Annotated in this window: 15 protein-coding genes; 13 read left to right on the forward strand and 2 right to left on the reverse strand. The window is 63.1% G+C overall.

Translation table 11 applies throughout. The features are described from left to right. The first annotated feature begins 105 nt into the window (after positions 1–105). The 3 genes from HCN58_RS16515 to HCN58_RS16525 are packed head-to-tail and all read left to right on the forward strand — an operon-like array spanning position 106 to position 6,795. Positions 106–3,381 (forward strand): transglutaminase family protein, encoded by a 3,276-nt coding sequence (locus HCN58_RS16515; RefSeq protein WP_171580460.1) that lies wholly within the window; start codon positions 106–108, stop codon positions 3,379–3,381. Between the two features lie 28 nt (positions 3,382–3,409). Beyond that, positions 3,410–5,920, forward strand: coding sequence for a circularly permuted type 2 ATP-grasp protein (locus tag HCN58_RS16520; RefSeq protein WP_171580461.1), 2,511 nt, complete (start codon positions 3,410–3,412; stop codon positions 5,918–5,920). Continuing rightward, a complete protein-coding gene (locus tag HCN58_RS16525; protein ID WP_171580462.1) occupies positions 5,917–6,795 on the forward strand; it encodes a transglutaminase family protein in 879 nt (292 codons plus the stop codon). Before HCN58_RS16520 ends, HCN58_RS16525 begins: the two co-directional genes overlap by 4 nt. Before the next feature lie 177 nt (positions 6,796–6,972). On the opposite strand, the gene HCN58_RS16530 is transcribed toward HCN58_RS16525, so the two are convergent. Continuing rightward, positions 6,973–8,679 carry a methyl-accepting chemotaxis protein gene (locus tag HCN58_RS16530; protein ID WP_171580463.1) on the reverse strand — a complete coding sequence of 569 codons (1,707 nt, stop codon included), beginning with the start codon at positions 8,677–8,679 and terminating at the stop codon, positions 6,973–6,975. Positions 8,680–9,294: 615 nt separating this feature from the next. On the opposite strand from HCN58_RS16530, the gene HCN58_RS16535 reads away from it, so the two are divergent. The 6 genes from HCN58_RS16535 to HCN58_RS16560 all read left to right on the forward strand — a co-directional run bounded on the left by HCN58_RS16535 (position 9,295) and on the right by HCN58_RS16560 (position 17,837). Next, positions 9,295–9,876, forward strand: a complete 582-nt coding sequence (locus tag HCN58_RS16535) for a hypothetical protein (RefSeq protein ID WP_210266037.1) — start codon at positions 9,295–9,297, stop codon at positions 9,874–9,876. 165 nt (positions 9,877–10,041) lie between these two features. Further along, positions 10,042–11,424, forward strand: a complete 1,383-nt coding sequence (locus HCN58_RS16540) for an ethanolamine ammonia-lyase subunit EutB (RefSeq protein WP_171580465.1) — start codon at positions 10,042–10,044, stop codon at positions 11,422–11,424. Between the two features lie 132 nt (positions 11,425–11,556). Then, entirely contained in the window at positions 11,557–13,146 is a 1,590-nt protein-coding gene (locus tag HCN58_RS16545; protein WP_171580466.1) for a B12-binding domain-containing radical SAM protein, read from the forward strand. A 6-nt stretch (positions 13,147–13,152) separates the two neighbouring features. After that, positions 13,153–13,929, forward strand: a complete 777-nt coding sequence (gene eutC / locus HCN58_RS16550; RefSeq protein WP_171580467.1) for an ethanolamine ammonia-lyase subunit EutC — start codon at positions 13,153–13,155, stop codon at positions 13,927–13,929. Positions 13,930–14,328: 399 nt separating this feature from the next. Beyond that, positions 14,329–16,719 (forward strand): efflux RND transporter permease subunit, encoded by a 2,391-nt coding sequence (locus HCN58_RS16555; RefSeq protein ID WP_171580468.1) that lies wholly within the window; start codon positions 14,329–14,331, stop codon positions 16,717–16,719. A 59-nt stretch (positions 16,720–16,778) separates the two neighbouring features. Beyond that, positions 16,779–17,837: a hypothetical protein gene (locus HCN58_RS16560; RefSeq protein WP_171580469.1), complete on the forward strand. Its 1,059-nt coding sequence runs from the start codon at positions 16,779–16,781 to the stop codon at positions 17,835–17,837. 70 nt (positions 17,838–17,907) lie between these two features. On the opposite strand, the gene HCN58_RS16565 is transcribed toward HCN58_RS16560, so the two are convergent. After that, positions 17,908–18,411 carry a hypothetical protein gene (locus tag HCN58_RS16565; RefSeq protein WP_171580470.1) on the reverse strand — a complete coding sequence of 168 codons (504 nt, stop codon included), beginning with the start codon at positions 18,409–18,411 and terminating at the stop codon, positions 17,908–17,910. Between the two features lie 426 nt (positions 18,412–18,837). Between HCN58_RS16565 and HCN58_RS16570 the strand changes: the two genes are divergently transcribed. The 4 genes from HCN58_RS16570 (at position 18,838) to hpnE (ending at position 22,241) form a co-directional block, all read left to right on the forward strand. Further along, on the forward strand, positions 18,838–19,077 hold the full coding sequence (locus HCN58_RS16570) for a cysteine rich repeat-containing protein (protein WP_171580471.1): 240 nt from the start codon (positions 18,838–18,840) through the stop codon (positions 19,075–19,077). A gap of 193 nt (positions 19,078–19,270) precedes the next feature. Next, entirely contained in the window at positions 19,271–20,149 is an 879-nt protein-coding gene (gene hpnC / locus HCN58_RS16575; RefSeq protein ID WP_171580472.1) for a squalene synthase HpnC, read from the forward strand. Then, positions 20,146–20,985 (forward strand): presqualene diphosphate synthase HpnD, encoded by an 840-nt coding sequence (hpnD, locus tag HCN58_RS16580; protein ID WP_171580473.1) that lies wholly within the window; start codon positions 20,146–20,148, stop codon positions 20,983–20,985. The genes hpnC and hpnD overlap by 4 nt, the downstream gene beginning before the upstream one ends. Next, entirely contained in the window at positions 20,985–22,241 is a 1,257-nt protein-coding gene (hpnE, locus tag HCN58_RS16585; protein ID WP_171580474.1) for a hydroxysqualene dehydroxylase HpnE, read from the forward strand. Before hpnD ends, hpnE begins: the two co-directional genes overlap by 1 nt. The last annotated feature ends 18 nt before the right edge of the window (positions 22,242–22,259 follow it).

Below are 22,259 nucleotides of genomic sequence, written 5' to 3' on the forward strand. Positions count from 1 at the left end.
CGTCAAACATCCGCACTTCCCATAGGCACGCCGTGCCCGTTGTTAGTGCTTGATCCCATCCGGAACCGGTGTTCTGCTTAAAAAAGCCGCTGGAGTCTCCGGTCCGTGTCGATCTTCGTCGCACTACACCATGTCACGCACTACAAATACGACCGGCCGATCGACCTCGGCCCGCAGACTGTTCGCCTGCGCCCGGCGCCGCATACGCGCACGCCGATCCTGAGCTATTCGCTTAAAGTCACGCCATCCAATCATTTCGTGAACTGGCAGCAGGATCCGCAGGGCAACTGGCTGGCGCGATTCGTGTTTCCGGAGAAGGCGATCGAACTGAAGATCGAAGTCGACTTCACCGCGCAGATGACGGTGGTCAATCCCTTCGATTTCTTCGTCGAGCCCTACGCCAACTCCTTTCCGTTCCAGTACACAGCCGATCTCAAGACCGAACTCGCGCCCTATCTCGTCACCGCGGAGCAGGGACCGTTGTTCGCGGCTTACTTAAAGGAGATTCCGCGCGAGGCCGAGAGCACCGTTAATTTCCTGGTCGAGCTCAACGCGCAGCTTCAGAAGAAGATCAAGTATGTCATCCGCATGGAGCCGGGTATTCAGACGCCGGAAGAGACGCTGGCCTGCGGCTCCGGATCGTGCCGCGACTCGGCTTGGTTGTTGATCCAGATTTTTCGCCACCTCGGCCTCGCGGCGCGCTTCGTCTCAGGCTATCTCATGCAGTTGCGTCCCGACATCGATCCGGTCGAAGGCCCACGCGAGGTCGAAAGCGATTTTACCGATCTGCACGCCTGGGCGGAGGTCTATCTTCCCGGCGCCGGCTGGATCGGGTTCGACGTCACCTCGGGCATGCTGACGGGCGAGGGGCACATTCCCGTCGCCGCCACGCCGCACTACCGCTCGGCAGCGCCGATCTCGGGCAGCGCCGGCTTCGCCAATGTCGAATTCGGCTTCGAGATGAGCGTCAAACGCATCCGCGAGGCGCCGCGGATCACGCGGCCGTTCTCCGACGAATCCTGGGCGCGTCTCGATCGTCTGGGCGAGCAGGTCGATGCCGATCTCCAAGCAGACGATGTGCGGCTGACCATGGGCGGCGAGCCGACCTTTGTCTCCGTCGACGATCTGGAATCGCCGGAATGGAACATTGCCGCCATCGGCCCGACCAAGCAGGCGTTGGCGGATGAGCTGATTCGAAAGTTGCGTGCGCGTTTCGCGCCGGGCGGGTTACTGCATTACGGGCAGGGCAAATGGTATCCGGGCGAAAGCCTGCCGCGCTGGGCCTTCGGCCTTTACTGGCGCAAGGACGGCGTGCCGATCTGGAAGAATGCCGATCTCATTGCGAAGATCGAAAACCCTCACAAAGCCGATATCGCCGACGCCCGGCAACTGATGGAAGGCGTCGCGAAGCGGCTCGGCCTCGATAATGAGTATCTGATGCCGGCCTATGAAGACCCCGTGCATTGGCTGCAAAAGGAAGCAGCACTTCCGGTCAACGTCGACCCCGGCGACTCCAAGCTGTCCGATCCCGAAGAACGATCACGCATGGCGCGGGTATTCGATGAAGGGCTCGATAAGCCAAAAGGATTCGTGCTGCCGATCCAGCATGCGGACGCCGATGGTCCAGGCTGGATCAGCGAGCGTTGGCAGCTTCGGCGGACCCATTTGTTTCTGATACCGGGCGATTCCCCGCTAGGGCTCCGGCTGCCGATGGCGTCGCTGCCGCATGTTCCGCCGGAAGAATATCCTTATGTCGTCGAGCAGGATCCGATGGATGCGCGGCTGGAGCTGGCGGCCGAAGACAAGGATGCCACCGCGGGAGGCGTGCCAACAAAGCCTGTGCAGAAACCAAAACCCAAACCCAAGCCGGTGCGCACGGCAGCCTCAGTCGAAATCCGCGACGGCGCGTTGTGCGCCTTCATGCCGCCGGTCGAGAAGCTCGAACACTATCTCGACCTGATCGCAGCGGTCGAGGCGACGGCCGAAGAGTTGCAAATACCGGTTCACGTCGAAGGCTATGGGCCGCCCTATGATCCGCGCATCGAGGTGATCAGGGTGACGCCCGACCCCGGCGTGATCGAGATCAACGTCCAGCCGGCGCAAAACTGGCGCGAGGCGGTCGACATTACCTTCGGCCTCTATGAAGACGCCGCCAAGATACGCCTCGGCGCCAACCGTTTTCTCGTCGATGGGCGCCATACCGGTACCGGCGGCGGCAACCATGTCGTGGTTGGCGGTTCGACGCCGCAGGATTCACCGTTCCTGCGCCGCCCTGATCTGCTCAAGAGCCTGGTGCTGTACTGGCAGCGCCATCCGTCGCTGTCCTATTTGTTTTCCGGCATGTTCATCGGCCCAACCAGCCAGGCGCCGCGCATTGACGAGGCACGCCATGACGGACTTTATGAGCTGGAGATCGCGCTGGCGCACGTGCCGTCGCCCGATGTCGAGGCCCCGCTATGGCTGGTCGATCGGCTGTTCCGGCATATCCTCGTGGATATCACCGGCAATACCCATCGCGCCGAAATCTGCATCGACAAGCTCTATTCGCCCGATGGCCCGACCGGCCGCCTCGGGCTGGTCGAATTCCGCGCGCTCGAAATGCCGCCTGATCCCAGGATGTCGCTGGCGCAGCAGCTTCTAATCCGCGCGCTGATCGCAAAGCTCTGGCGCGAGCCGCAGCAGGGCAAGTTCGTACGCTGGGGCACCGCGCTGCACGATCGCTTCATGCTGCCCCATTTCCTGTGGGAGGATTTTCTGGGCGTGCTCGATGAGCTCAGGCAATCCGGCTACGGGTTCTCGCCGGAATGGTACTCCGCCCAGCTCGAATTCCGCTTTCCGGTGTTCGGTCGCGTCCACCACGGCGGTGTCGCGCTGGAACTGCGCCAGGCGTTGGAGCCCTGGCATGTGCTTGGTGAGGAGGGCTCGGCCGGCGGCACCGTGCGCTATGTCGATTCTTCCGTGGAGCGTCTGCAGGTCAAGGCCTCAGGTTTTATCGAAGGCCGCCACGTCGTGACCTGCAACGGCAGGCGGATGCCGATGACACCTACCGGCCGCTCGGGCGAGGCGGTCGCCGCCGTCCGCTTCAAGGCCTGGCAGCCGGCCTCGGGGCTGCATCCGACCATCCCGGTTCACGCGCCGCTGACGTTTGACTTGATTGATAGCTGGAACGGCCGCTCGCTCGGCGGCTGCGTCTACCACGTCGCCCATCCCGGCGGTCGCAACTACGACACCAAGCCGGTCAATTCCTACGAGGCGGAAGCGCGGCGGTTGGCCCGGTTTCAGGATCACGGCCACACCCCTGGCCGAATCGAGCCGCCGCCCGAGGAACGCACAATTGAATTCCCTTTGACGCTCGACTTGAGGACGCCGCTCCTGATCTAATCGGGAGCGACGATCTCGGGGAATCGGAATGTCAGGCCAAGGCAGCAATCAGGAGAGCAAGGCCCGTCCGGGTCAGCGCCGGATGGCGCAATGGACGCGCGATTATGCGCGGCTGCCCGGCATTCCCGACGAATATATCGGGCCTGACGGAGCGCCGCGGGCGGCCTGGGCCCGTTTCTTCGATGCCTTTGCGGCGCTTTCACCTGTTGATATCGAGCGGCGTTTCGCCTCCGCTGACCGCCATCTGCGCGAGGCCGGCGTCACCTATCGCGCGCCCGGCGAAACCGCCGACCGGCTGTGGCCGCTCAGCCATCTGCCGCTGATTATCGACGAGGCCGACTGGCAGCAACTGACCTCGGGCATCGCGCAGCGCGCCCAATTATTGGAAATGATCCTGCGCGATCTCTATGGCGAGGGCCGGCTGGTCACCGAGGGCGCGGTACCCGCGGCCGCGATTGCCGGCAGCAACGAATATCTGCGCGCCGTCTGCGGCGTCAAACCGCCCGGCGGGCGTCATCTCCATTTCTATGCCGCCGATGTCGGTCGCGGCCCGGACGGGCGCTGGTGGGTGCTGAACGACCGCACCCAGGCGCCGTCGGGCGCCGGTTACGCGCTGGAAAATCGCCTGGTGCTGTCGCGCGCTTTTTCCAATCTCTACAAATCGATGAACGTCGAGCGCGTCGCGCCGTTCTTCGAGGCGTTCCGCGATTCGCTTCGGGCCAGCGCCGACCGCGATGAGCCGCGGATCGGCTTGCTGACGCCGGGGGCCTTCAGCGAAACCTATTTCGAGCACGCCACACTGGCGCGCTATCTCGGCTTTCTCCTGGTCGAGGGCGACGATCTCGCCGTCAGCGGCGACCGCATCCATATCCGCACCGTTGCCGGGTTGAAGCGGCTCGATGTGCTGCTGCGCCGGGTCGATTCCAATTTTCTCGATCCGCTCGAGCTTGATGCCTCGTCGCATCTCGGCGTGCCCGGCCTGATCGACGTGCTGCGCAAAAACGGCGTCGTCGTCGCCAATATGCCGGGCTCCGGCGTGCTGGAGGCGAGGGCACTGCTCGGATTCCTGCCGAGCCTGTGCCGGCGCCTGCTTGGCGAGAATCTGATCATGCCGCACATCGCGACCTGGTGGTGCGGCCAGAAATCCGCGCGCGAGGAAGTGCTGTCGCGGCTGGAGGATTTCGTCATCGAGGGTGCCTATGGCCGCGTCGTTCCGGGCTTTTCCAGCCATGCGCCGGTCCTCGCTGGCGAGCTGCCGGCAGCCGAGCGCGACCGGCTCCGGCAGGCGATCACCGACCGCGGCATCGACTATGTCGGACAGGAACTGGTGCGCCTGTCGACCACGCCGGTGTGGGAGCAGGGCCGGATCACGCCGCGCCCGTTCGTGCTCCGGGTGTTTGCCGCAGCGACTCCGCAAGGCTGGACCATCATGCCTGGCGGTTTCTGCCGGATTGCCGAAAAGGGGGATGCCCGTGCGGTGTCGATGGGTGACGGCGTGCGGTCGGCAGATGTCTGGGTAGTATCCGACAAGGCCGTAGCGTCGGCGACGCTGTTGCCTGGCGCCGACACTGTGCGGATCAGGCGGATCGCCGGCGTGGTGCCGAGCCGTGCCGCGGACAATTTGTTCTGGCTCGGCCGCTATCTCGAGCGCGCCGAGGCGACGCTGCGGCTGATCCGCGCGCTCGGCACCTCGACGCGCGATCCGGCCAAGGGAGTGTCAACCGCGCTGCATTCGATCGAGCGTATCCAGCGGATTCTAGTGACCTGGGGCGCCACCTCGCAGACGACGCGGACCAACCCGGCGCGGGTGATCGCCGAGGCGCTGCAGAGCGAGGAGAAGTTCGGTTCGGCGCTTTCATTGGTGCGATCGGTGCAGCGCACTGCGAGTTCGCTGCGCGAGCGGCTGTCGCCCGACGCCTGGCATATCATCACTGAGATGGTGGAACGCCTTGCGCTGCAGGTCGACGATGACGACAGCATTGTCAGTGCCGCCGAACTGACGCTGCAGGAGTTGGCGAGCCTTGCTGGTCTTGCGCAGGAGAACATGAACCGCGCCGCCGGCTGGCGCTTCCTCGACATGGGCCGCCGCGTCGAGCGCGCCATCAACACCGCGCGGTTGGCGCGGCAGTTCGCCTATGACGAAGCGGGCGAGGAAGACCTCGACGTGCTGTTGACGCTGGTGGATTGCCAGATCACCTACCGCTCGCGCTATCTGGTCGGGCCGGCGCTGGCGCCGGTGCGCGACCTCGCCGTGCTCGACCCTTATAATCCACGCTCGGTCGCCTTCCAGGTCGCAGCACTCAACGACCACATCGCGGCGCTGCCAAGCCTGAAGGAACACGGCTTGATTGAGCGGCCACAGCGGCTGGCCGTGGCGCTGCAGGCGACGCTGACGACGGCGGAGGCCGCCACGCTTGATGTCACAACCTTGTTCGCGCTCGAACAGTCTCTGCTCAATCTCGCCGACGCAATCGGCCTGCATTATTTCCCGCACGGGCCGCATGCGAGCCGGCCGGAGAAGCTGACAGGCCTTGCGTGATCTACGACATCCGTCACGTCACGACTTACGCCTACGAGAGCCCGGTGAGCTTTGCGCGGTGCTCCCTGCGGCTGGAGCCGCGGAGCGGCGACGGACAGCAATTGATTTCCCACGCGGTCGAGATCCGGCCGCGGCCGGCCGCGCGCACGGTGCGGCAGGACTTTTTTGGAACCCATACCGAGAGCGTGCTGATCGAGACTGCGCATCGCAATTTGCGGATCGATTCCCGTTCGCGGGTTTCGGTCTCGCGTCAGGCGCCTAGTCGCGCGGCACCCAGCCCGCCGTGGGAGCGCATCCGCGACGTGGCCTTCGAGGCTAGCAGCCTCGGCCCGGCCTCGCCGGTCGGATACGTCTTTGCAAGCTCGCTGGTGCCAGTACTGGCGCCGCTCACCGCCTATGCCGCGCCAAGCTTCCCGCCGGGCGGCGGCGTCCTCGCAGGCGCCCTCGACCTGATGCGCCGCATCCGCGGCGATTTCAGGTACGACCCCAAGGCGACCGTGATTTCGACGCCGCTCAGGGAAGTGTTCGAGAAGCGCCACGGCGTCTGCCAGGACTTTGCCCATGTGATGATTGCGGGCTTGCGCGGGCTCGGCCTGCCGGCGGCTTATGTCAGCGGCTATCTGCGCACCATTCCCCCCGCCGGCCAGCCGCGCCTGCAGGGCGCCGACGCCAGCCACGCCTGGGTTTCAGTCTGGTGCGGCGCCGAGCTCGGCTGGATCGGGTTCGATCCCACCAACGACCTCCTGGTCGAGGATGATCACATCATCCTGTCGATCGGCCGAGACTTCTCCGACGTCTCGCCGGTCGACGGCATCATCGTCGGATCGCCCAAGCAGAAGCTCAACGTCGCGGTGGACGTGCTCGTGGTGGAGTAGGTCGAATGGCGGCCGCGGGGAAACTGCGCTCCCTCTCCCGCTTGCGGGGAGGGCTGGGGTGGGGGGCCGCCGCGAGTCACAACGTTCGTGTGGAGAGAGTTTCCCCACCCGCATCGCATCTTGCGATGCGATGCGACCTCCGCAAGCGAGAGGTTAAAGCCACTGCGCCGACAGAGCTCAGGTACCTGTCTTGCGCATCTGCTCGGACGAATCCGCGCGCAGATTGCGGAAGAATTTTTCGACCTCACGGGACAGCGTCTCGGCGGTCGCGGTCAGTTCGCTGGATGCGGTGAGAACGGAAGCCGCTGCCGTGCTGGTCGTGCCGATGGCGTCGCTGAGCGAGCCGATGTTGACCACCAGCGTTCCGTTGCCCTGCGCCGCCAATTGCGCATTCGACGATATCTCGCGGGTTGCCGAATCCTGCTGCTCGATCGCGCTGGCAATGATGGAAGTTACCTCGTTGATCTCGCGCACCGCGTTGCCGATCTCACGCACCGCTTCGACGGAGGTTTTGGTCGACGTCTGGATCAAGCCGACGTTCTGGCCGATTTCGGCGGTCGCCTTGGCGGTCTGCTCGGCCAGCGCCTTGACCTCGTGGGCGACCACGGCGAAGCCGCGGCCGGCATCGCCGGCTCGCGCGGCTTCGATGGTCGCGTTGAGCGCCAGGAGATTGGTCTGCTCGGCGATCGCCTGGATCAGGTTGAGCACGCCGTCGATGCGCTGGGTCGCAGCCGCCAGCCCCTCGATTTCGGCGACCGATTTCTCGGTGCGCTGGCCCGCCTGCTCGACGGCGCTGGCCGATTGGCGCACCTGGCGGCCGATTTCCTCGACCGACGCGGAAAGCTCCTCGGCGGCGCTGGCGACGGCAGAAACGTTGCTGGACGCCTGCTCGGTCGCGCTCGAAGCGGCCACCGCGCGTCCGTTCGCATCCGACGCGACGCTGGCGATGGTCTGCGCGGTGCCGCGCATCGCGGTCGCATTGTCGGTGACCGCGCGCAGCACGCCGCCGATCGCTTCCCGGAAGGCATCGACCGAGGCTTCGATATGGCGGGTGCGCTCGTCGCGCGCTTTTGAATCCTCGAGCACCTGTGAATTGAGGTTGCGGTTGTGATCCATTGCTTCCTGGAAGATCTTGATGGCGCGGGCGAGTGCGCCGATTTCGTCGGCGCGTTCGGTATGCGGAACCTCGACGCCCTCGGCGCCGTCGGCGACTTGTTTGATGGTGGACGTGATGATCGAAAGCGGACGGGCAATCGAGCGCGCGATGATCAGGATGCCAATGACGACCACCGCCAGCGCCATGACGCCGAGGGCGGTCAGCACAAAAGCCATCGTGTGGTTGGTATCGGTTTGTTGCGCCAGCTTCTTGCTGCGTTCGGCATAGACCTTGGAAAGCGCCTCGAGATCCTTGTTCAGCGCGGTGCGCACTTGGCGGTTGGCGTCGTTGTCGCCCCATTCACGTCCGGCAGCCCCGTTGATCTCGACGCCGCGGCGAACCAGTTCCTTGCGGAAGTCGACGAACTGTTCGATGCGCTTCTTGAAGGTAGCGAACTGCTGGGCGTCATCGGCCTGAACCAACGCTTCCCAGCTCTTGACTACGTCGAGAATGCGCTCATTGAACTTGAGCAGTCCATCGCCGTATTTCTTCACCACCGCCGGTTCGCTCGACATGTAGATGCCGCGGGATTCCATCACGACCGCATAGACCAGCGAATTGATGCGCTCGACATTGAGCGCGGCGCGGCTGGCGATCGAGACCGCTTCGGTGAGTTCGGCGTTCTGGCGGGTGTTGTAGTCGGACAAGGCCGTGATCGCGGCGACGAGCACGGCGACCAGCGCGAAAATCGAATACAACTTGGCTGCAAGCGAAAACCGGAATGCCATGGCGCCACCAAAACGAGTGCGGTATTTGCAATTCAGCCGTATCGGCACGCGGTGTGGATCCAGCGAATGCCGTCAGCTTGGATAAAGTGTGCTGAATTTTGATGGAGAATGTCTTAACGCGCGAAGTTCATCAGGCTGCAACCAATACTAATCATCAAATTGTTTCAGGTAGTTACGGGATTAGAGCGGACGGGCCGCGCTGGGAAAATTCGCCAGCACTGCGCGACTGGAACGGGCGCAGCCATGCCGGTGCAATTGCAGGTGGCTGTTGCGGAAGACGACGCCGGTCCCTGGACCACCCAGCCAGACGAACGGGGCCCGCCATGACGGGCAACCCCGCGCTCGGCGCACGTCAATCTGTCACGGCAACCCCACAACCGAAAGTAGCTTCAGCCAGCTTCCGCCATCGAGAAGGCTTCTCACCAAGCGCAATCCGCTTGGGCAAGCATTTCTGCAGCGAATCAAGTTAGACACCGAGCAAGGCGACAGAACTTGGTCGAGTTGGTCTTGCCGGGCGGCAACAATCGGTCGCTCCAATCGTCATGTGACGTCTGCAGAAGACGCCACTCTTTCGCTTATCCGTGAGAATTGGGACTCATGACTCAAAGTGTCGCCTTGCCGGGCAATCTCGATCTGTATCTTCACGTGCGCGTGCTGATCGCCCTGATCCTCGGGCTCAGCGTCACGCGTTTGGTCAGTGGCATCGCGGCGTTGGTCCAGCACCCCGGTCGCTACCCGATCTGGCCTGTACATCTTGGCTGGGTCGCCTGGGCGCTCCTGAACGTGGTCACGTTCTGGTGGTGGGAGTTTCGGCTGAGCCACATCCAGCAGTGGACGTATGGACTTTACTTCTTCGTCTGCGTGTACGCATCGATGTATTATTTCCTGAGCGTCCTGCTTTTCCCGCAGGATCTCGACGAATATAACGGTTACGAGGACTACTTTCTCTCCCGCCGCCGCTGGTTCTTTGGCTTTGCCGCGCTTACGGAATCGCTCGATGTGGTCGATACCTGGATAAAGGGCGAAGCGCATCTGCGATCGCTCGGACTGGAATATCTCATCGCCACTGGCGCATTCGTATTGCTGTCCGCGGCAGCCGCGAGAACGCGCAACCCGAAATTCCACATGCTGTTTGCGCTCAGCGCGGTGGTTTATGAGATAAGCTTTTCGATCCGCCATTTTGGTACGCTGGATTAGTCAAGGGCGGGACGCCAATGGCTGGTCCCGTCCACCGCCACAGTCTCGAGCGGATTGACGCCCGGATGATGCCGACATTCCCGCTGATTGCGGCCTGTGGCCTTGGCTGTCCGCCCGGCATAGATTAGCCAGGCAACGGAGCGGGTACGGCGCAGGAGGGTCAGCATGGTCTATCGGCAGATCATTGGTGCCACCACCTATGCGTTCGACGGTTTGCGCGAACTGCTCGCCAAGGCGACGCCGCCGCGATCCGGCGACCGTCTTGCTGGCGTAGCGGCCGATAGCGCGGAACAGATGATCGCAGCGCGAATGGCGCTCGCCGACGTGCCGCTGAAGCATTTCCTCAACGAGGCTGTCATCCCCTATGAGGATGATGAGGTCACCCGGCTGATCATCGACAGCCACGATGCCCCGGGTTTTGCGGCCATATCGTCGCTGACCGTCGGCGGCTTCCGCGACTGGCTGCTCTCCGATGCCGCAACAAGCGAGTCTTTGGCGAAGGTCTCGCGCGGCATCACTCCGGAAATGGCCGCCGGCGTCTCCAAGCTGATGCGCAACCAGGACCTGATCCTCGTTGCCAAGAAATGCTCCGTGACCTCGGCCTTTCGCAACACCATCGGCCTGAAGGGCCGGATGAGCGTGCGGCTGCAGCCCAACCATCCCTTCGATGATGCCAAGGGCATTACCGCTTCGATCCTCGACGGCATCCTCCTGGGATCGGGCGATGCCTGCATCGGCATCAATCCGGCCACCGACGATCCAGCCGTGATCGGCGAGTTGCTGCGGCTGCTCGACGGTATCATCTCGCGGCTGCAGATACCGACGCAGGGCTGCTTGCTCACGCATGTCACCACGACGCTTGGGTTGATCGGGCAGGGCGCGCCGGTCGATCTGGTATTCCAGTCGATCGCGGGAACGGAGGCTGCCAATCGCAGTTTTGGTGTGGATCTCGCGCTGCTGCGCGAGGCGCGTGAGGCGGGGCTGTCGCTTCGCCGCGGCACGGTCGGCAACAATTTGATGTATTTCGAGACGGGGCAGGGCTCGGCACTCTCGGCCAATGCCCATCACAATGTCGACCAGCAGACATGCGAGGCGCGGGCTTACGCGGTGGCTCGTGCCTTCGACCCGCTGCTGGTCAACAGCGTCGTCGGTTTCATCGGTCCGGAATATCTTTACGACGGCAAGGAAATCATCCGCGCAGGCCTTGAGGACCATTTCTGCGGCAAGGTGCTCGGCCTGCCGCTCGGGGTCGACGTCTGCTACACCAACCATGCCGAAGCCGACCAGGACGACATGGACAATCTGCTGACGCTACTGGCCGCCGCCGGCGTCACCTTCATTATGGGCGTGCCGGGCGCCGACGATGTCATGCTGAACTATCAGTCGACCTCGTTCCACGACGCGCTCTACGTCCGGGACCTCTTCGGGTTGAAGCGAGCGCCGGAGTTCGACGATTGGCTGGTCCGCTCAGGCCTCGCGGACGGCGACTTTCGACTTGCCGGCAACCCGGCCCTGCTGCCCGAATTTGCCTCGCGGCTGATAGCCTGAGCCCCGGCCTGCAGATTTTCGTGCAACCAATTGAACCCGCTGCGAGTTAGGTCTGACTGTCACAATGTTGAAGAATTTCTGGCCCAGCTTTCAATGTCGTGCTTAAATTCATGTCAGCCTTGAGGAAATTTGATGAGAGCTGAAGGCATCGGAACGGTACGGCGTATCCTGTGCGTCTTCCCGCGCTATACGTCTTCTTTCGGTACATTCGAGCACGCCTATTCCCTGACCGACGGCGTGCAGGCTTTCATGCCACCGCAAGGCCTGTTGCTGATCGCGGCCTACCTCCCGGCGAACTGGCCGGTCCGCTTCATCGACGAGAACATTCGCCCCGCCTCGAAGGAAGATTTCGAATGGGCGGAGGTTGTGTTCGTCAGCGGCATGCACATCCAGCGCCAGCAGATGAACGACATCTGCCGCCGCGCTCATGCGTTCGATCTCGCAGTGGCGATCGGCGGACCGTCGGTGAGCGCCTGCCCGGATTACTATCCCTCGTTCGACTATCTCCATGTCGGCGAACTCGGCGACGCCACCAATGAGCTGATCGAACGGCTGGCGCGCGACCCCTCGCGCCCCGCGCAGCAGGTGGTGCTGGCGACCAAAGATCGGCTGTCGATGACCGAGTTTCCGATACCGGCCTACGAGCTGGCGGAAGTGAAAAAATATCTGCTCGGCAGCATCCAGTATTCAAGCGGTTGTCCCTATCAGTGCGAGTTCTGCGACATCCCAGGGCTCTATGGCCGCAACCCGCGTCTGAAGACGCCTGAACAGATTGTCGCCGAACTCGACAAGATGCGCGAATGCGGCATCACCGATACGGTCTATTTCGTCGACGACAATTTCATCGGCAACCGCAAGGCCACGCTGGAATTGCTGCCGCATCTGATCGAATGGCAGAAGAGGACGGGCTATGTCGTGCGACTGGCCTGCGAGGCGACGCTGAACATCGCCAAGCGGCCCGAGATCCTCGAGAAAATGCGCGAGGCGATGTTCGTCACCGTGTTCTGCGGCATCGAGACGCCCGATCCCGACGCGCTGAAGGCGATGCACAAAGACCACAACATGATGGTCCCGATCCTCGAAGGCATCCAAACCATCAATTCCTACGGCATGGAGGTCGTCTCCGGCATCATCATGGGTCTCGACACCGACAAGCCGGGTACGGCGGACGCACTGCTCAATTTCGTCGATGAATCGCGGATTCCACTGCTAACGATCAATTTGTTGCAGGCGCTGCCTAAGACGCCGCTGTGGGACCGGCTGGAGCGCGAAGGTCGGCTGGTCAATGACGACGACAGCCGCGACTCCAACGTCGAATTCCTGATGCCCTACGACCAGGTTATTAGTTCCTGGAAGCGATGCATGGAGATCGCCTATCAGCCCGAGAAGCTCTACGCGCGCTACCAGTATCAATGCGACTACACCTACGCCAACCGGATCAAGGTGCCGGTCGCGCCTGAAATGAAGACTTGGCCCAACATCAGGCGCGCGCTGATCATGCTGCGCAACATCTTCTGGCAGGTCGGCGTGCTCAGCGATTACAGGCGCGTGTTCTGGAAGTTCGCGATCGGGCGGCTCAGGCGCGGCGATCTCGAAGGTCTGATCGGTTCGGCCACGATCGCGCATCATCTGATCAAGTTCGCGCGTGCGGCGTCCGAGGGCCAGCAGAACGCATCGAACTATTCGATCCGGTTGCGCGAGGCCTCAGTGCCTGCCGAGTAAAAGCCCATGAAAGCGCCGGCGCCGCCGATCCGCTCGCTCGAAGCCCTGCGGGAGCTGACGCCGGCGCGCGTCGGGCTCGGCCGCTCCGGCGCGAGCATGCCGACCGACGCGCTGCTTGCCTTCACCCTCGATCACGCACGCGCGCGCGATGCCGTGCATGCCGCATTCGATGTGGAGCATCTGGTTGCCGGATTGGCAGGGCTTGGCCTGGAGGTCAGCGAGGTCTGCAGTCAGGCACGCAACCGGGGTGACTATCTGCGCCGTCCCGATCTCGGACGCATGCTCGATCCGGATTCGCGGCGCACACTCGAGAAGCGAAGCAGCGGTGCGAACGCGATTGTGATCATAGTAGGTGACGGGCTGTCGCCGGCGGCCGTCAATGTCCACGCGGTCGAACTGGTTCGCCATCTTGCTCCGCGCCTGACGGCGGGTGGGATTCTGTGCGGCCATGTCGTGGTCGCTTCCGGCGCGCGCGTGGCGCTGGGCGACGAGATCGGTGCCGTGCTCGGCGCACGGATGGTGGTGATGCTGATCGGCGAGCGGCCCGGCCTGTCGGCCCCCGACAGCCTCGGCGCCTATCTGACGTTTGCGCCGCGCATCGGCCTCACCGACGAGAAGCGCAATTGCGTGTCCAACATCCATGGCGCAGGCCTGAGCTACGATGAAGCCGCCTTCAAGATCGCGTGGCTGGTGCGTAAAGGCATCGCGCGCCAAGTCACGGGCGTGGCGCTGAAGGACGAAAGCGGAACCGCGCTGATCGTCGCCAGACCACCGATCGATTGAGTCCGAAAACCGTTCGACATCCGGCTGCTTCGCCGTTGTGAGCCAACTCGCGCCTGGCAATGTGAGCCGCTTCCCCAAAAATTGACCGGTGAGGTTGCGGCGCTCCGCTGCAGCATGCGTTGGGTTTGTCAGCCTGAACGCGCCAAAAGCAGTCCAAAGTGGCGCTGGCAGGTGTGGCAAATCAGAGACTTAACGCGCATTTTCGACATTTGCGTGCCGATTTGCCCTGCCGCGCGCGCTTGCCGGATCAGGTTCGGGCCTGTAAAACGGCGCCGATTAATTTACCGCGTGATTTCAAAGGCTAGCGCCGATCGGATAGGGCCCTCGAAGCCGCAATCGCGCCACCAAACTGCATAAAACCAAGCTGCACAACAGGCCGACGTGAGAACTGGACAGGGTATGCTCGACAAGAACTCCGAAAGTCACGTCCACGTCCAAGCCATCGAGGAACCGCCGCCGGGCAAAAGCATCGCCTTCGGGCTCGAGCGCATGGGCCTGATCGCGGTCAAGGCGCCGATCCTGTCCATGATCATCCTCGCCGCGCTGATCGTGGCGGCGTTGTTCGGCATCGAGCGGATCAAGATCGACGACTCGCTGAGCCAGTTGTTCCGCTCCGATTCCAAGGACTACAAGCAATACGAGGCCGTGACCAAGCGCTTCCCGGCCACCGAATTCGACGTCCTCGTCGTGGTCGAGGGCAAGACGCTGCTGGCCCGCGAGAACCTCGAAAAAATCCGCGACATGGTCACCGACCTGCAACTGGTCGAGGGCGTGCGGGGCCTGGTCTCGCTGTTTTCGGCGCGTCAGGCGCCGGAGCCCGGCAAGCTGCCGGCCGCGCTATTCCCGCCCGAACTGCCGCAAGGCGCCGCGTACGACAAGTTCGCCGAGACCGTCAAATCCAACGAGATCATTCGCGGCAAGCTGTTGTCGGAGGATGGCACGCTGGCGCTGATTGTCCTGTCGCTGGAGCCGAAGGTCGTTTCCTCCAACGATCTCGGCAAGGTGGTCGGCGAGATCAGGAAGATCATGGCCGAGGATCTCGCCGGCAGCGGGCTCAACGCGCAGCTTTCCGGCGTTCCCGTCATGCAGCTCGAGATCCGCAACGCGGTCAAGCGAGACGGGTTGACCTACAACATTCTCGGCATTCTGGCCGGCTGCATCATCGCAATCATCTTCTTCCGCAAGATATCGTTCATGGTGGTCGCGGCCTTTCCGCCGATCATCGCAATCCTGCTCGCGCTCGGCGGCCTCGGCTGGGCCAATTTCAATCTCAACATGTTCCTGAACGTGATGACGCCGCTCATCATGGTGATCAGCTTCTCGGACTCGATGCAGTTGACCTTCGCGGCGCGCGACCGCCTGATCGCGGGCCAGGACAAGATTACCGCCTTCACCAACGCGGTGCTGGTGGTCGGCCCGGCTTGCGTGCTCACTCACGGAACCGCCGGCATATCTTTCATTGCACTGCAATTCTCCGATTCCGAACTGATCCGCAAATTCGGCGAGGCTGGTCTTGCCGCCACCATTATCGCGCTGGTGGCCGTGCTGTCGCTGGTGCCCGTATTCGGGGTGCTGTTCGTCCGCAACGAGAAGGTTTTTGCCGTCAAGTTCCAGAGCGCCGACGCCGGCGTGCAGGCGCTGCGCAACTTCTGCTACTGGATTGCGGTGCGGATGGTTGGCCGTCCGGGGCTGTTCAGCCTGCTTGCGGTGCTCCTCGTCGCTGGCCTCGGCTACATCTATGCCACGCTGGAGCCGCGCTACCGGCTCGCCGACCAGGTGCCGGACAAGCGGCAGGCGGTGGCGGCGTCGAGCCGGCTCGACGCCAAGCTCACCGGCGCCAATCCGATCGACGTGCTGATCGAATTCCCCAAGGGCGCCTCGCTCTACGCGCCGGAAACCTTGAAGACGATCGCCGATGTTCATTCCATGGTCGAGAAATCGGCCGGCGTCGGCAACGTCTGGTCGCTGGAAACGCTGCGTCGCTGGCTGGCGGAGAAGGCAGGCAGCACCGATGTCGCGACGCTGAAGGAATATGTCAGCGTTATTCCCGAGCATCTGGTCCGCCGCTTCATTTCGGCCGATCAGGATGCGGTGGTGGTCTCGGGGCGCGTTCCCGATCTCGACTCGAGCGAAATCCTTCCCGTGATCGACAAGCTCGACAAGGCGCTCGACAAGGTACGCGCCGAGCATCCCGGCTATGAGATCGCGGTGACTGGCCTGTCGGCGATTGCCGCCCGCAACAGCGCTAACATGATCGAGAAGCTGAACCGCGGCCTCACGGTGGAATTCCTGCTGGTTGCGATCTTCATCGGCCTCGCATTCCGCTCGGTCGTGGTGATGTTCTCCTGCATCCTACCCGGCATTTTCCCGGTGGTAGCATCGGGCACGGTGTTGTGGATATTGGGCGAGGGGCTGCAATTCGCCAGCGTGGTGGCGCTGACGGTGTCGTTCGGCCTGGGCCTCAGCGCCACGATCCACTTCCTCAACCGTCTGCGGCTGGAGAGTAAGCCGGGCGTCAGTTCGGGACTGGCGGTCGAGCGCGCTACCGTGCTGGTCGGTCCGGCGCTGATCCTGACCACGGTGGTGCTGGCCTGCGGCCTCGTCGTCACCGTGTTCTCCGACCTGCCGTCGCTGCGGCTGTTCGGCTGGCTCAGCGCGTTCTCGATGATCGCAGCGCTGGTGGCTGACCTCTTCATCCTGCGGCCAACTTCGATGTTCCTGATCAACCTGTCGGAAAAGATTCGCGGCGTCAGTCACACCCAGCCAGCGAAGAACAAGGTCGCCGAATAACGAACGCTGCTGAATAGCAGGGTTTGCCGGCCAACGGCAGCCGCAGAGGAGGCTGAGGAATGACGTCTGCAGGATTAGCCGCTCGCCCTGCGGCCGACGCTGCCGCCTACCGCGCGGTCGAACACATCTATCATTCCTATCTCACCGGGCTGATCCTGATGCTGGCATCGCGGGCCGGCGCGCCACGCGCCGCCAAGGTGGTGTTTCGTACCTTTCGGCGCCAGCAGCTGGCGCGCTTTCTTCCCGGATTGAAGAAGCTCGGCCTCGACCAGCTCCCTCATGCGGTCGCCTGCGCGCAATATCACTATCTGTCGAACCAGGTCGGCGGCGTGAAGGTCGAGTATGTCTACGAGAACGACCGCAAGGCCTGGGTGCGCTACCCGCCGCCGCGCTGGATCTGGTCCGGCACGGCCATTTGCGGAATCCCCTCGGAAGTGTCGCGGGCGATGCTGCGCGGATGGCACGCCAATAACGGCGCCGTGCTCGGCAACCCCAAGCTCGGCTTCGTCTGCACCGGGCAGACCGTCGATGGTCAGCCCGGGCTGGAGGGTTACTACAAGGAGTGGGATCACGATCTCGCGCCCGAGGAGCGGCTGCAGTTTTCGCCCGGCGAGCGCTGTCCACCGTTCCGCGCCGATCTCGCGCCGCGCCTGCCGGAGAACACATGGCCGGAGGAACGGCTGCAGAAAGTGCTGCGCAACTATGCGATGGAGTACGTCACCTCGATCGTGCCGGAGACGATTGCCGTGCTCGGTCCGGAAGAGGGCGGCCATCTCGCCGCCGCCGCGGCGCGGCTTGTCGGGATGCACACCTTCGATGATGTCGCCGCGATGCTGGGCGGGGTCGAAGCGGGAGCGGTGGGGTTCGCCAAGGCCTTCGCCCGGCTTGCGCGGGGGCAAGATGACGATGCGGAATTACGGATCGAAGGTTCGGGCGCAACCGTGCGCCAGACCTCGTGGCGGCTGATGGCGGAGCGCGAAGCGCTGTCGCCTGCGGTATTCGACGCCTGGAACGAATTGTGGGTGGGGGCCGCGCTTGCGCATGACCGCTTCATACGGGTCGATCTGACGGAACGCCGCGACCGCGGCGATAGCCATTGGGGCTGGCAATTCCGCTGAGCTGCCGAAAATGAAAATGGCGGCACCGGGGGAGGGCCGCCATTTGGCATTACTGGCGTGATGAGCCGTATCAGGTCTTCGTCATCGTGATCTTGACGCCGCGGATCTCGCCCTTGGAGTCGATCTGCACGATCTGCTTGTTGCCGGTGGTGCGCAAATTCAGGTTGGCTGCAAATCCCGACGCCTCGACGAACACGTCGATCTGGCCGCCGCCGGCGGTGCCCTGTAGATTGCCGAAGATATTCCGGCTCTTTTCGCTCCAGTTGCCGGAGATGCGGTCACCCTGGCTGGTGACGTCGCTCGACAGGTCGAACTTGTAGCTGTCGCTGGCGCAGTGCAGGTTTTGTTTCAGGCCGAGGCCGTTGGCATTGACCTTGTAGTCGGCCTTGCAGCGGATGTTCTCGGTGGTGCCGTTGGACAGCGCGACGGTGCCGGTGCCGCTCCAGTTTCCATCAAAGCCGGCAAACGGACCGCCGACCTGGGCATGGCCTGCGGTGACCGACAACATGAGCGCGGCGCCGATCCCGGCCGCTGCGAGAGCCTGACCGAACAAGCTGGAACCAAACAGTTTCATCGTGAGTTTTCCCATAAAATAGACGCTTCTCTTGCAAGATACGTCTCGCCGCATCGAAGATTTAGTGTTTCCGCAGTATCTTAGGTTCAAAATGACGGAGTGTTGTTTCCGCCGGTTGCGGCAGGAAAGGGCACAAGCAGCCGAATGGAATCAAATATTCGCATCGGCTCCGTCGGCGCAGCATCTAGCTTCGCGCCGCATTGTCTGCAACAGCCAATTGCGGGAGGGCTGTGGCAAAAATACACCTTAGATATCAGTTTGTTATTTGTGGCGCTGAGATCGCCGTAAATTTGGCCGCATTTACCATGCTTGTCCTGTGCACGCTGCTGCGTTACGCGGCACCTGCCATCCAAACAAATCCGCCCCGGCGATGCCGAAACGCAAATCGGGAACAGGATTTTCATGCTGCCGAAATGAAGGAATACGATGCGTAAATCTCTCCTGGCCCTCACCTTGTTGTCGATGTCGGTCTCGTCGAACATCGCCTTCGCCCAGCAACAGCGCAGCGGAACGGCGGAGGAGCAGAAGGCCTGTACGCGCGACGTGCAGAAATTCTGCCGCCCGGTTATCGATCAGGGCGATCTCACGATCCTGGCGTGCCTTAAGGAACATCGGCCCAAGATCAGTGCGGCTTGCAACCAGGTTCTCAAGAACAACGGCCAATAAGGCGCGGCTAGCGTCCGTTAACCCTCGCTGAAAAGCCATTTTCGGCTCTATGACGCGCGTCACGGGCGGGGCTAATCAGCCCATATAGCATTGGTTTTGGCGGCGTATTCCCCTATATGGGGCTCGCGATCTCCTCGCATGCGCCGAAGCACCGGCGCGTGCCGCCAATCCCGATTGATGTAGCAAGTTCTTGATGACCACCGCGAGCGACCTGCGATCCGGAAAGACCGACCGCGACGAGAATTTTCCGGTCGCGTCGTGGATTATCCATCCGCGTCACCGGGCGCTGATCCTCTCATTCTACAATTTCGTCAGGACTGCCGACGACATCGCCGACCACGCAACACTTAGCGCGGACGAAAAGCTGCGCTATCTCGACCTGCTCGAGGCGGAATTGCTGGGCAAGGGCGACACGCAACCGGAGGCCGTCCATCTGCGCCGTGCCCTGGCCGAGCGCGCTATGGTGCCGCGGCACGCGCTCGATGTGCTGGTCGCATTCCGGATGGACGTCACCAAGCTGCGTTACGAGAACTGGGACGACGTCATTCATTATTGCCGCTATTCGGCCATGCCGGTCGGCCGTTTCATGCTCGACGTTCATGGTGAGAGCACCTCGACCTGGGCCGCCTCCGACGCGCTGTGTGCGGGACTGCAGATCAACAACCATTTGCAGGATTGCGCCAGGGACTACAAGAATCTCAACCGCGTCTACCTGCCGCGCGATGCGCTGGCAGCAAGCGGTGCCACTGTCGAGATGCTGGGCGAGGCAAAGTCGCAGCCGGTGCTGTTGCAATGCCTTCATGCACTCGCGGTCAGGACCGAAACCCTCCTCAACAAGAGCAGGTCGCTCAACGCCGAGGTGAAGGATTTCCGGCTCGGGCTCGATATTGCCGTGATCCAGGCGTTTGCCGACAAGATCGTCGGCATGCTGAAAGTGCGCGATCCGCTCTGTGAGCGCGTACATTTGAGCAAGCTGGAGTTGCTCGGCCACACCATCGGCGGCGTCGTCGGCGAGATCACCCGCCGCGCGATTGGACGTCGTCCCCAGACAAAACCGGCGGCCGGCGCATGACGTTGCATCCGGCGGCGGCCAACGCAGATTACGGCACCACCGCGTCCGGCAGTTCGTTCTATGCCGCGATGCGCATTCTGCCGCGCGACCAGCGCGAGGCGATGTTCCAGATCTACAGTTTCTGCCGTCAGGTCGATGACATCGCCGATTCCAACGGCCGGCGGCCCGAGCGGCTGGCCGCGCTCCAGCAATGGCGGGATGACATCGACGCGTTGTACCAGGGCCGCCCGCCGCCGCGCCTGCAGGATTACGCCGCGTCGGTCAAAACCTTCGGATTGAAGCGCGAGGATTTTCTCGCCATCGTCGACGGCATGGAAATGGACGTGCCGCAGGATATCCGCGCGCCGGATCTTGCGACCCTCGATCTCTATTGCGACCGTGTCGCAAGCGCGGTCGGACGCTTGTCGGTGCGCGTGTTCGGCTTGCCCGAGGAAGACGGGATCCTGCTCGCCCACCACCTCGGACGCGCGCTGCAATTGACCAATATACTGCGCGACATCGATGAAGACGCCGGCCTCGGCCGCCTCTATCTGCCACGCGAGGGCCTGCTGCTTGCCGGCATCACGACCGACGATCCGCAACGGGTGATTGTCGATCGCGCATTGCCGAAAGTATGCCTGCCGCTGGCCGAGCGCGCGAAAAAGCATTTCGAGAAAGCCGACCAAATCATGAAACGCAATTCGCGGCGCGTGGTGCGCGCGCCGCGAATCATGTCGAAATATTACCGCGCGATCCTGGACTTGCTATTGGCCCGGGGTTTTGCCGCTCCGCGCGAGCCGGTTCGCGTTCACAAATGGGCGAAGATTGCCATCCTCCTTCGTTATGCGATCATCTGATGCAGAAAAACGTTCATATCATCGGCGCCGGCATTTCCGGCCTTTCAGCGGCCGTGCGGCTCGCCAACGCCAATTACCGGGTGCATGTCCACGAGGCCACGCAGCAGGCCGGCGGCCGTTGCCGGTCCTATTTCGACGCGGCCACTAACCTCACCATCGACAACGGCAACCATCTGCTGTTGTCAGGTAACCGCCATGCGCTGGCTTACGCCAGATCGATCGGCACCGAGGCGGGGCTGGTCGGGCCGAAGCTTGCGCAGTTTCCCTTCGTCGACATCTCAACCGACCAGCGCTGGCAGCTCGACCTCGGTGACGGCAAGTTGCCGCTGTGGGTGCTCGACGAGGCACGCCGCGTCCCCGATACCAAGCTGCTCGATTATCTCGCCTTGGCGCCTCTGGTCTGGGCAGGGACCGACAAACTGGTCGGCAATGCAATCCCCTGCAAGGGCACGCTGTACGACCGGCTGGTGCAGCCGCTGCTGTTGGCCGCGCTCAACGTCGATCCGCCCGAGGGCTCGGCGGGGCTTGCCGGCGCGATCGTGCGGGAAACACTGCTGGCGGGTGGGCAGGCCTGCCGGCCGCTGATCGCGCGCGATGGCCTCAGCGCCGTGCTGGTCGAGCCTGCGATCAAGCTGTTGCAGGACAAAGGCGCCTCGGTCCAACTCGGTCATGAGCTGCGCGACCTCGTCATGAAGGGGAGCCATGTCGGCGAGCTGAAATTCGTTGGCGACACCATCGCGCTCGGCCCCGACGACGTCGTGGTGCTCGCAGTGCCGCCGCGTCCTGCGGCGGCGCTGCTGCCGGGCCTGAAGACGCCATCGAAATTCCGCGCCATCGTCAATGCGCATTTCCGTTTCGATCCGCCCAAGGATGCCGCGCCGATTCTCGGTGTCGTCGGTGGCCTCGTGGAATGGCTGTTCGCGTTCCCGCAGCGGCTGTCGGTCACCATCAGCAACGGCGACCGTCTCGTGGATATGCCGCGCGAAGAACTCGCGCTGGCGATCTGGCGGGATGTCTGCAAGGCCGTCGGCCTGCCGGACGAATTGCCGCTGCCGCCCTGGCAGATCGTGCGCGAGCGCCGTGCGACGTTCGAGGCGACGCCGGAGCAGAATGCGCTGCGGCCGGGCGCCGTGACATCGTTCAAAAACCTGTTTCTCGCCGGCGACTGGACTGATACCGGATTACCGGCAACCATCGAGGGATCGGTGCGATCGGGTGATCGCGCCGCCGATCTGGTTCTGGCGAGGCCAGCCTGATCGGATCAAAGCGTGACC

It is taken from the genome of Bradyrhizobium australiense, from assembly GCF_013114825.1.
In the GTDB taxonomy this organism is placed as follows: domain Bacteria; phylum Pseudomonadota; class Alphaproteobacteria; order Rhizobiales; family Xanthobacteraceae; genus Bradyrhizobium; species Bradyrhizobium australiense.